Origin of the sequence: Thalassospira sp. UBA1131, from assembly GCF_002311515.1 — a bacterium.
Classification (GTDB): Bacteria; Pseudomonadota; Alphaproteobacteria; order Rhodospirillales; family Thalassospiraceae; genus Thalassospira.
Genome location: NZ_DCAO01000109.1, coordinates 129,906 through 141,040, shown reverse-complemented (window position 1 = coordinate 141,040; position 11,135 = coordinate 129,906). Strand labels below are relative to the sequence as shown.

Annotated in this window: 10 protein-coding genes; 7 read left to right on the top strand and 3 right to left on the bottom strand. The window is 54.7% G+C overall.

Annotated elements, in window-relative coordinates; all coding sequences use genetic code 11:
- On the bottom strand, window positions 1–308 hold a 308-nt coding region (locus tag B3Z49_RS18460), incomplete at its 3' end, for a LysR family transcriptional regulator (RefSeq protein ID WP_296993502.1).
- A gap of 129 nt (window positions 309–437) precedes the next feature.
- Here B3Z49_RS18460 and B3Z49_RS18455 point away from each other — a divergent pair.
- From B3Z49_RS18455 to B3Z49_RS18435, 5 genes are read left to right on the top strand one after another with little or no spacing between them, the layout of a single operon-like run.
- Window positions 438–959 carry a TRAP transporter small permease gene (locus B3Z49_RS18455; protein ID WP_296993500.1) on the top strand — a complete coding sequence of 174 codons (522 nt, stop codon included), beginning with the start codon at window positions 438–440 and terminating at the stop codon, window positions 957–959.
- 9 nt (window positions 960–968) lie between these two features.
- The gene (locus B3Z49_RS18450) at window positions 969–2,249 is read left to right on the top strand and encodes a TRAP transporter large permease (RefSeq protein ID WP_296993498.1); all 1,281 of its coding nucleotides are present in this window, start codon (window positions 969–971) and stop codon (window positions 2,247–2,249) included.
- A 38-nt stretch (window positions 2,250–2,287) separates the two neighbouring features.
- Window positions 2,288–3,103: a creatininase family protein gene (locus B3Z49_RS18445; protein WP_296993495.1), complete on the top strand. Its 816-nt coding sequence runs from the start codon at window positions 2,288–2,290 to the stop codon at window positions 3,101–3,103.
- A 19-nt stretch (window positions 3,104–3,122) separates the two neighbouring features.
- Window positions 3,123–4,103, top strand: a complete 981-nt coding sequence (locus tag B3Z49_RS18440; protein WP_296993493.1) for a TRAP transporter substrate-binding protein — start codon at window positions 3,123–3,125, stop codon at window positions 4,101–4,103.
- A 54-nt stretch (window positions 4,104–4,157) separates the two neighbouring features.
- On the top strand, window positions 4,158–5,360 hold the full coding sequence (locus B3Z49_RS18435) for a M20 metallopeptidase family protein (RefSeq protein ID WP_296993491.1): 1,203 nt from the start codon (window positions 4,158–4,160) through the stop codon (window positions 5,358–5,360).
- A 109-nt stretch (window positions 5,361–5,469) separates the two neighbouring features.
- Here B3Z49_RS18435 and ilvD read toward each other — a convergent pair whose 3' ends face one another.
- Entirely contained in the window at window positions 5,470–7,323 is a 1,854-nt protein-coding gene (ilvD, locus tag B3Z49_RS18430; protein ID WP_064780651.1) for a dihydroxy-acid dehydratase, read from the bottom strand.
- A gap of 589 nt (window positions 7,324–7,912) precedes the next feature.
- On the opposite strand from ilvD, the gene B3Z49_RS18425 reads away from it, so the two are divergent.
- On the top strand, window positions 7,913–9,985 hold the full coding sequence (locus B3Z49_RS18425) for a tetratricopeptide repeat protein (RefSeq protein ID WP_296993488.1): 2,073 nt from the start codon (window positions 7,913–7,915) through the stop codon (window positions 9,983–9,985).
- Between the two features lie 23 nt (window positions 9,986–10,008).
- Here B3Z49_RS18425 and B3Z49_RS18420 read toward each other — a convergent pair whose 3' ends face one another.
- Window positions 10,009–10,644, bottom strand: a complete 636-nt coding sequence (locus B3Z49_RS18420; protein WP_296993486.1) for a D-glycero-alpha-D-manno-heptose-1,7-bisphosphate 7-phosphatase — start codon at window positions 10,642–10,644, stop codon at window positions 10,009–10,011.
- 204 nt (window positions 10,645–10,848) lie between these two features.
- On the opposite strand from B3Z49_RS18420, the gene B3Z49_RS18415 reads away from it, so the two are divergent.
- A partial coding sequence (locus tag B3Z49_RS18415; RefSeq protein ID WP_296993507.1) for an AEC family transporter occupies window positions 10,849–11,135 on the top strand: 287 nt, incomplete at its 3' end.

The following is an 11,135-nucleotide window of genomic DNA, read 5'->3' as shown; positions in this document are numbered from 1 at the left end:
CAGCCAATTGTCAATTTACGGCTTGCCTGCCCCATAACAAAGCGCGCGGCCTCGATGCCGTTTTCAACATTTTCAAGCGCAAGAAGGGCTTTCTCGCGGAAAACTTCACCTGCCTTTGTCAGACGAACAGAGCGGGTAGTGCGTTCAAAAAGCTGAACGCCGACGCGGTCTTCAAGTTGTTTGATTTGCTGACTAAGCGGGGCTTGCGCGATGCCGAGACGCTCGGCAGCACGCCCAAAATGCATCACATCTGCCACACAGATGAAGTAGCGCAAATGGCGTAATTCGACACGATTATTAATACTCATTAGATATAAATACGTTTAATTTATATATTTGACAAGATTAATGTCCGCCTGATTTTATAGTCATCAGCGGTGCGAGCATTAAATACAAAAATAATTCGCCGACCGTTCCTTTGGATGGAGAAACAGGGAATGCCCCCAACCAACAAAGCGCACGAAAAGCGTTCTTTTGACGTTTCGCTGCCTTTTAAAATTGCCGTCGGCCTTGCCTTGGCAGTTATTTTAGCACTGACATTAGCGCAAGTCGTATTGCGCTACTTCTTTGACAGTCCGCTTCTCTGGAGCGAGGAACTCAGCCGTTTGTTGGTCGTCTGGATGACCTTCATTGGTGCAGCCGTTGTTTGCTGGCAGGGACGCCACCTGTCGGTAGATGTCTTTGTGGTTCTTCTGCCCAAGGGCGCGCGCCGTATTGTTCGACTGATCAATCAGATTCTTGCACTTGGCTTCTTGACGATTTTGACATGGAAAAGCTTCCGGATCGTCAAGCTTGAGAACTTTCAGGAGATGAGCATCCTGCCGCTTCCGGCCGGGACCGTCCGACTGGCCGCGACCGTTGGTGCCATCCTTATGATCGTCGCCATTATATCGCGTATTTTCCTGTCACGCCGGCTTCATTCCAAACAGCCAGACAACAATGACAGTTCGATGCTGTAAGGATTTGAAATGACCGTCACCATTATTCTCGCCCTCCTTATTGTTTTGTTGATAACCGGCATGCCGTTGGCATTTGCCATGGGTGTCAGCACGACCGTCTATCTTTACCTGACCGGGATTGATGCAGGCATGCTCGCCCAGCGCATGACCTCTTCTGTCGACAGCTTCCTGATCCTGGCCATTCCGTTCTTCTATCTTGCCGGGGAACTGATGAATGCATGTCGCCTAACGGATCGCATCATCGGTATGTCGCGTGCCCTTGTTGGTCATATTCACGGTGGTCTTGCCCAAGTGAACATCTTTGCCAGCATGATTTTTTCCGGGATGTCGGGATCAGCAACCGCCGATACCACTGCCCTTGGTTCTGTCCTGATACCGGCGATGAAAAAAGAAGGCTATCCGGCACCGTTTTCTGCGGCGGTGACTGTTGCATCGGCCTTGGTTGGGCCGATGATCCCGCCCAGTGTCGCGCTGGTGATTTACGGCACACTTGCCAATGTATCCATCGGTCGCTTGTTGGTGGCCGGCATTATTCCGGGTGTTGTGATCATTCTGTCGCAGATGATTTTCACCTATTTCGTTGCCCGCAAGAACAACTATCCCCGCTATGAACGTGCAAGCCTTGGTGAGATCGGCGCATCGATCAAGGAAGGCGGCCCGGCCATTCTATTCCCGGTGATCATTGTTGGCGGCATCTTGATGGGGATGTTTTCCCCGACCGAAGCCGCTGCGGTTGCCGTTTTGTACGGTCTTGTTCTTGGACTGCTGTATCGTCAGATGAACATGCGCCGGTTTGGCAAAGTGCTGGTCGATGTCGGACTGGGCAGTTGCCGTATCATGCTGATTATCGCAGCATCTGCCGCTTTTAGCTGGGTCATGGTCCGTGAAAACGTGCCGCAAAGCATTGGTATGGGCATTTCAACAATTTCCCATGAACCGTTGATTGTTCTTCTCATCGTGCTTGCGGTTCTGGTTCTGGTTGGCTTGTTCATGGTGGCATCTTCGGCCGAGATTGTTCTCACACCGATCCTTGTCCCCGTCGTGATGCAATTTGGTATCGACCCGGTGCATTTCGGTGTCCTGATGGTCTTTACCCTGATCATCGGTGGTGCAACTCCGCCGGTTGGCATTCTGATGTTCATTGCCCAGGACATTGCCAAGATCTCACATGCGCAAATGGTGCGCGCGATGATCCCGTTCTATATCCCGCTTTTTGCAGCAGTCCTTCTGCTTGCTGCATTCCCTCAAATCACGCTGTTCCTGCCGAACCTTATCTTCGGCGGTCAGTAAGCATTTCTGCCACCTGTAAAGAAATACCGGAGCCCCACATGACAGCTGATAATGCTGCACAGAAACACCTGCTCAAAGACATGACGTTTGTTGAGTTTCGCGAACGCATGAACGAAGACCCGGTGATCATCATTTCACTTGGTTCCCAAGAAGAACAGGGCCCAACCTGCCCGATGGGCGACTATATGCTGACCGATGTTCTGGCCGGACGTATTGCCCAGAAGTCGGGTGCAATTGCCGCACCGATCATGCCGTTTGGCTATGCTGACTATTTCCGCACGGTTCCCGGCGGCATGCAGCTTCGCCCGGAAACCTTCACGGCCATTCTGACCGACATGATCGAGAACTTTACCGACCATGACGTCAACAAGATCGTCATCCTGAACGGCCATAGCGGGAACTATCCGCTGATCGATCAGGTCATTCGCAAAATGAAACGCGAAAAAGGTCTGTTAATCCCTTGCCTGAACCTGTGGCGTCTGCTGCCGGCATCAATGTGGCAGGAACTGCACCCGGAACTGGGCATGAAGGCGTTCGGCCATGGCGGCGACCCGCTGACTTCGGTCTATATGCATCTGTTCCCGGAACTGATGCGCCCGGAACTTGCATCACGTGAAGAGAAAAAAGGCGAAATGCTTGGCCTGCCGACCGCAGGGCTTGCAGGCATCCGTTTCCGTGAGAGCGAAGTCGCACTTGCTGTTGATGTCACCGACAGATGCAGCAATGGCGTTGCAGGTGGCGACCCTGCGCAGTCCAGTGCCGAAAAAGGCGAAAAGATCGCAGATTACCTCGTTGGCTATTGCGCCGACTTCATCACCCACTTCTCCGCACAAGACCCAAAAACCACCGCGTAACAACACAGGGAGTTTTACAATGCGTAAGACGATTACTACAGCGGTTATTGCCGCAGGCCTTTCGATTGTCGGCATGAGCCAGGCAATGGCACAAACTGATATTCGTTACTCGATCTGGGCAAACCCCGGCGAAGCACAGTATGAAGGCGCGCTTGAATTCAAACGCGTCGTCGAAGAAGAGTCGAAAGGTCGCTTTTCCGTGTCCGTTTACGGCGCAGAGCAGCTGGGTACCCCGCGAGAGCTATTCACCCAGCTTGCCCTTGGCGTAACCCAGATTTCCGCCAGCGGCGATCCGGGGATCAAGGAAATTGAATATCTTGCCCTGCCCTATCTGATGAAGGGCATGAAAAACTACTCTGAAGTTCTCGACACCGACTTCGGTGCAGAGTGGAACGAAAAACTCATCGACGAGCGTGAAATCCGCCTGCTGGGGTTCATGCCGCGTAACCCGCGCCAGATCAGTGCAAATATCGACCTGAACAGCATCGAAGACCTGAAAGGGCTGAAACTGCGTTCGCCCGAGCGCGATTACTACGTGAAGTCGCTTAGCGCGCTGGGTGCGAACCCGACACCGATGGCCTTTGGCGAAGTTTATACCGGCCTTCAGGCTGGCGTGGTTGATGGTCAGGAAAACCCGATTGAGACCATCTACGCCGCGAAGTTCTATGAAGTTCAGAACTCTATCGCGATGGTCAACTACATCACCAAACCGGCCTATGTCATGATCGGCAATTCCTTCTGGGAAGGCCTCAGTGCAGAAGACCAGGCTTTGTTGAAAAAAGCCAATGACGCCTCAACAGCATTGATCGAAAAAACCCTGCCGGCACAGACCGACAAGATGATCGCCGAAATGAAGGCTGCTGGCATCACCTTTACCTATCCGGATACCAAACCGTTTATCGAAGCAACCCAGTCGGTTCGCGATGAACTTGGTTCTAATATCTGGGGTGAAGAGACCTACAAGAAGATTGCAGAAATCGGTCAGAAAAACTTCGACTGAGCTTTGTAATTCCCCGAGAACAGACGACCCGCCCCCATTCAGGATTGATACACTATGCCTTCACGCGTCACCAACGAGACATCCAGAAAAATCGATACCATTGTCGACGAAATCAGCAGCGAATTGATCGAAATTCGCCGCGACTTGCACCAAAACCCGGAACTCGGCTTTGCCGAAGTCCGGACGTCGGCAAAGATCTGTGACTATCTTGATCGTCTCGGTGTGAGCTATCGCAGCGGTATTGCTAAAACCGGTGTGGCAGCTCTGATCAATCCTGAGGGCGCGGGGCGTCTGGTCGGTGTCCGTGGGGACATCGACGCCCTTCCGATCACAGAACAATCCGGTCTTGCCTTTGCATCACAGAATAAAGGCGTAATGCATGCCTGTGGGCACGATGCCCACACCGCAATCGCACTTGGCGTGGCGACCGTTCTTCGCAAGCTTGGCGGCGATTTCAAAGGCCGCGCTATGGTCGTGTTCCAACCGGCCGAAGAAGGCCTTGGTGGCGCACGAGCGATGCTGGCCGATGGCGTATTTGACACCCAAAAGCCTGACATCATGTTGGGATATCATAATTGGCCGTTGCTGCCCGGCGGGACAATCGGCTGGCACCCGGAAGTTTCATTTGCCTCTTCTGATCCCTTCGATATCACGATTGGCGGCCTGTCCGGCCATGGCGCCCACCCGCACCTGTCGATTGATCCGATCGTGGCGGCAAGTCAGCTTGTTTCACAGATCCAGTCGATTGTTGCCCGTGAAGTCGCACCATTGAATTCCGCAGTTGTGACCATCGGCAAGATTGAGGGCGGAACTGCACGCAACCAGATCCCTGACGCGGTCACCCTGCAAGGCGCAATCCGCACCCATTCAGAAGATGTCCGGTCGGAAACAAAAGACGCCATTTCACGCATTGCCGAAGGCGTTGCTATTGCCACCCGAACCAAAATCAATGTTGAATTCCTTCAGGGTATTGGTGTTGTCAAAAGCCAGCCAGACATCCTGAAAACCGTGGTTGATTCTGCGCGCGATCTTCTGGGCGAAGAGCACGTTGTATGCCTACCGCAGGGATCGATGGGCAGCGAAGATTTTGCCGAGTTTTCATCACGCATTCCGAGCGCCCATTTGCGCATCGGATCAAAGGCAACAGATCGCGATACCATGCTGCATCGAAGCAACTTCGATCTCGATGAGAGATGTATCGCAACCGCCGTTCGCGTCATCGCACATGCCGCAGTGGAACTGTCCGAAGGTGCCTAAACAAACGCGCCCTGCCTTGTTGCCTTAACAACAACGGCCTCAGATACAAAAAAGACCGGGTCTAGCACCCGGTCTTTTTTATTGTTTCTGGCTGTCTTAGCCAGAGGACTTAGAACTCAACCTGGGTGACGTCACGGACCGCGCCCTGATCGGCACTGGTTGCCATCGCGGCATAGGCACGAAGGGCGGTTGAGACCTTGCGTTTGCGCGGCTTGGCCGGACGCCATGCTTCGGGGCCCTTGGCTTCCATCGCCTGACGGCGGGCGGCCAGAACCGCATCATCGACCGCAATGCGGATCGAGCGGTTCGGAATGTCGATTTCGATCATATCACCCGGCTCGACCAGCGCGATGTCACCGCCAGCGGCTGCTTCGGGGGATACGTGACCGATCGACAGGCCCGACGTGCCGCCAGAGAAGCGACCATCGGTGACCAGTGCGCAGGCCTTGCCCAGCCCCATCGATTTCAGATAGCTGGTCGGATACAGCATTTCCTGCATGCCCGGACCACCTTTGGGGCCTTCGTAGCGGATGACGACAACGTCGCCTTCCTTGACCTCACCACCCAGCACCTTGGCAACGGCTTCGTCCTGGCTTTCGCAGATGACGGCCGGGCCGGTGAATTTCAGGATGCTTTCATCTACACCGCCGGTTTTAACCACGCAGCCATTGGCAGCCAAGTTGCCAAACAGAACGGCAAGACCGCCATCCTGACTATAGGCATGGGCAACATCACGAATGCAGCCTTCCTTTTCATCAAGGTCCAGATCGTCCCAATAACGTTCCTGACTGAACGCAGTTTGGGTCGGAATCCCGCCCGGCATGGCGCGGAAGAACTTGTGTACCGCCTCGTTGGTGGTGCGTTTGATGTCCCACTTTTCAAGGGCGTCGGCCATGGTCTTGGAATGCACGGTCGAGACATCGGTATGCAGCAGCCCTGCACGATCAAGTTCGCCAAGAATTCGCATGATGCCACCGGCACGATGGACGTCTTCCATGTGGAACATCGGATGGTTCGGCGCGACCTTGGACAGATACGGGATCTTGCGCGACAGGCGGTCCATATCCGTCATGGTGAAGTCAACTTCGGCTTCCTTGGCAATTGCCAGCAGGTGCAGAACCGTGTTGGTGGAGCCCCCCATGGCGATATCCAGCGCCATGGCGTTTTCAAATGCCTTGAACGTGGCAATACCGCGCGGGGTCGCGCCCTCGTCTTCTTCTTCGTAATAACGACGGGCCAGCTTGACCGAGGTACGGGCCGCCTCAAGGAAAAGTTCCTGACGTGCTGCGTGGGTTGCCAGCACCGAACCGTTACCCGGAAGTGCCAGACCAAGTGCCTCGGCCAGGCAGTTCATCGAGTTGGCGGTAAACATGCCAGAGCACGAGCCGCAAGTCGGGCATGCAGAACGCTCAACGGTTTTGACCTGCTCGTCGGAGATGTTCGGATCGGCCGCCTGCACCATGGCATCGACCAGATCAAGGTGATGTTCCTTGCCTTCGATGGTGACCTTGCCAGCCTCCATCGGGCCACCGGAGACGAACACGCACGGGACATTAAGGCGCATCGCAGCCATCAACATGCCCGGCGTAATTTTATCGCAGTTGGAAATGCAGACCATCGCATCGGCGCAATGGGCATTGACCATATATTCAACGGAATCAGCGATGATTTCGCGCGACGGTAGGCTATAGAGCATGCCGTCATGGCCCATGGCGATGCCATCATCAACGGCAATGGTGTTGAATTCCTTGGCGACACCGCCGGATGCCTCGATCTCGCGTGCGACCATCTGACCGAGGTCTTTGAGATGCACGTGACCGGGCACGAACTGGGTGAAGCTGTTGACGACCGCAATGATCGGCTTGTCGAAGTCTTCGTCTTTCATGCCAGTGGCGCGCCAAAGGCCGCGCGCACCAGCCATGTTGCGGCCATGTGTTGTTGTACGGGACCGATATTCCGGCATGGAAGGAACCTCTCTTTAAATCACTGGTGGCGTTTCTTTCGGGTACGGGGTCAGCATCCCCGATGCCCTTTGTATATAGGTGCGTTCTAGCACAGTATTCGCGCGCTTTGACAGTTTTTTGCCCGAAAATTTCGCCAAAATCCTTCATTCGGTACGATTGCTACACGCGCATCACTTTGCCCGCGAACTGCGAACGCGTTTTTGGCAGCGCTTTCTATCCTCAGAGTTTGCTTAAAATCGCTCATTCACCAGTGTCAGCATGCAATTTTGTGAGCCAGTTCACAGGTTTTGCGACGATTGACCATGCGACCTATCCCAAATACCCGGAAAACTATTCTATTGCATAGGCGATCTCTAACCAAACAACACATATCGTATGGGAGATTATCGCCGCCAGGCGATTCTCCCACTCCCATTCTGACCCCGGACCCTCATACAGGTTCGGGGTTCTTTTTTACCTGCATTTCAGGCGGTAATCCGCGATCTGGTAACTGCATGCTTTAAAGGACGGGCTGAACCCTTTAATGTCAGGCAAGACTGCTTGGGCCGAGGCCCTTATCCAGACCATCAGGTGGAGATCCGCAACCCCATGTCCGACCAACTCAAGACACTGTTGCGTCGCGGACTGACTGCGCATGAGGGCAATCGCCCCGAAGAAGCCGAGAAAATCTATCGCGCGGCATTGGCCATGTCACCGGGCAATGCGGAGGCAGAGCATCTTCTTGCCACCCTTCTGACCGGACTTGGCCGCCATGGCGAGGCGATTGAGCTTTTTGAAAACTGCCTGACCAGCTTTGCCGCCAACCCGGCGGTCCGGTGCAACTATGCAATTGCGCTGGAAAGTTCGGGTCAGATTGACAAGGCGATTGACCAGTTCAAGCAGGCATTGAGTTACCACGGGGATTTCCCCACCGCCCTTTATCATCTGGCACGGCTTGAAATTCCGCGCGGCCATTTGGGTCAGGCGATGGATCTTTTGGGCCGGTTGCTTGGCCTGAAGCCAAATCATTATGAAGGATTGCTGCTGTTCGGGCAGACCTTGCATGATCTGGGACAGGAAGAAGCCGCCCTTAAATCGCTTGAACATGCCGCCGAGGCCGCAGGCATTTCCCCCGAGATGATTTGCCGGGTGGGGTCGGCCTTCCTGCGGCTTGGCTATCCGGAACTGGCACAGAACCTTTATCAGCGAGCGCTGAGCATCGATGCCAAATACGTTCCAGGCTTGCGCGGGTTGGGCCAGTCACTTGCCCATCAAGGCCAATATGCCAAGGCGATCGCGATTTTAAAGACCGCGCGCCGTCTGACCAAGAACACCGTTGAGATTGATCTGGTTCTGGCCGATATCACGCTGCGCTGTGGCGACCTTGATAGCACAATCAAGACACTTGATACCCTGATAGAGTCATCGCCGGATAATGCCACGGCCGATGCGCTTTTGATCCGGGCGCGTGCGAAGCTTGGCACAACCGATGGGGCCACCCTTAGCAAGGCCGCCAAGGCATGGGCCAAGCACCATATGCCGATTGCCGCCAAGCCGGCCTTTGCCAACACCCGACAGTCGGACAAGCGGCTGCGCATCGGATGGCTTTCACCGTTCTTTTGCAAGCATGCATCATCCAGCCTTTTAAGTGCGCTTGCCCGCCATCTGAACCGGCATGAGATCGAGCTGTTCCTGTATTCTGCGACCCCACGCCCGGATGACGTCACACGGCAATGGCAGGTGATGGCCGATGGCTGGCGCGAAGTGTGCGGGCAGGATCCGATGCAGATTGCCGATCGCATTCGCAAGGACAAGGTCGATATCCTGATTGATGTCTGTGGCGTTCATCCGACCCAACCGATTGAGGTCTTTGCCCTTAAGGCCGCCCCGGTGCAAGCCAGCCTGTCTGCGATCACCACCGGCATGGCCGAGATGGATTACCTTATCGGGCACAAGGAAGTGTTTGGCGGCGGACTTGCCGAAAACAAGATGTTTTCCGAGCGCCCCTATCCGCTGGCACTTGGCCCCTACCTTCCGGCAGAGCTTGATGACGCCTTGCCATTGGCACCGCTTCCGGCAGCCGTCGGCGAAGAGATCATCCGGTTTGGCTGCATTGATCGGCTGGCCAATATCAGCAATGAAACACTGAACTGCTTTGCGCGGATATTAAACAAGGTCAGCAACAGCCGCATCGTCATTCAGGATGACGTGCTTGAAGATTCCTATGCCGCCAAAACATTCCTTGATCGCACCCGGCAAGCCGGGATCAAGCGCGATCGACTGGATCTGGCGGGCAAGGTAAAGCCCAAGGATCGGCCGGCCCTTTATGCCCAGATTGATATCGGGCTTGCGCCGTTTCCTTCCATCAGCCTTGAAAACTATTACGAGATGCTGTGGTTTGGCATTCCGTTCGTGTCGCTGGCCGATGATCGGCCGGGATCAAGGCTTGGTCTTGCGGTTTTAAGCGATATCGGGCTTGGCGCGTTGTGTGCCGAGACCGAGAAGGGATATGTCGACAAGTGCATCATGCTGGCATCCGACCTTAAGGCACTTGCGAGCATTCGCGAAAACATGCGTGATCGCATCCGGGGCAGCCGTGCCTTCCACGCGCCTGCTGTCGCAGCCGAGTTCGAAGAAGCCTGTCGGGAGATGTGGCAGAACTTTTGTCTTGGCAACGGTTAGACAGGGACAGCGTGAAACGCACCCTATTGCCGCGTTGTCAGGATGTGATCAACCGCCATTGCCAGATCATCGGCAATAAAATCGGCTTCCTGGGCTTCGGGCAGGATGGCTTCCTTTGCGCCGTGTCCGGTTCTGACCATGATGGCCTTTGTGCCCGCCGCGTGCCCGGCACGGATATCGTTGATGCGATCACCAATCAGGACGCTTTCCGAGAGGTTGATGGCAAACTCGTCACTTGCAGCCAGAAGCATGCCGGGTTCGGGTTTGCGGCAGGTGCTTTGGCGGCGATACTCGCCCTGCCCGCTTGGATGATAGGGCGAATAATAGATGCCCTGCACCGATGCCTTGTGATCGGAAAGCATGGAAACCAGTGCCTTGTGGATTTCAAAAAGCTGGTCTTCGGTGATATAGCCGCGCGCGACACCGGACTGATTGGTGACAACAATCACCGGGGTGCCTGCATCATTGAGGCGTTTGATCGCCTCTGCCGTGCCGTTGATCAGTTTAAGATCGGCAACGTCTGACAGGTAATGGACTTCCTCATTAATCACCCCGTCCCGATCCAGAAAGACAGCCGGAACGGGATTGCGTTGATCGCGAAAGCGCGGCGCCGGATCAATCAGATGACGTTTGACAGTGTCGTGGATGGAGCCGTTCATCACAGGCCTTTTGCATGGTCAAATTTGGCCAACAATGGCGCAAAGGCCTTTGCAAAAGCAAGTCTTCACAAGCCACAACCGACTTTTGCACAGTGCGGAAAAGAAATTGGTATTACCATTATTCACTTGCAGAGCAACCGGGGGACGTGCAATTTCGGTTCAAGTTCACGCCCCATAAAAGAACCTATCAAGGAAAAGCGTCTGATGTTTGCCGATATTTTTGCGATTTTGGCCCCGGTTTTCATCACCACCGGACTGGGATATTTCTGGGCCCGTGCTGGCAAACATTTTGACACCAACCTTGTCACATCCATCGTCACCTATTTCGCGACACCCTGTCTGACCTTTGCCGCCCTTGCGACGGTGGAGCTTGGCGGTGATACGCTGGTTTTGATGGGGACAGCCGCCCTTGCCGCCAATGTGATCTTTGCCCTGATCGGCTGGCCGGTGCTTAAGGTCTTTAACCTGTCGCCGCGCACTTATCTGCAATC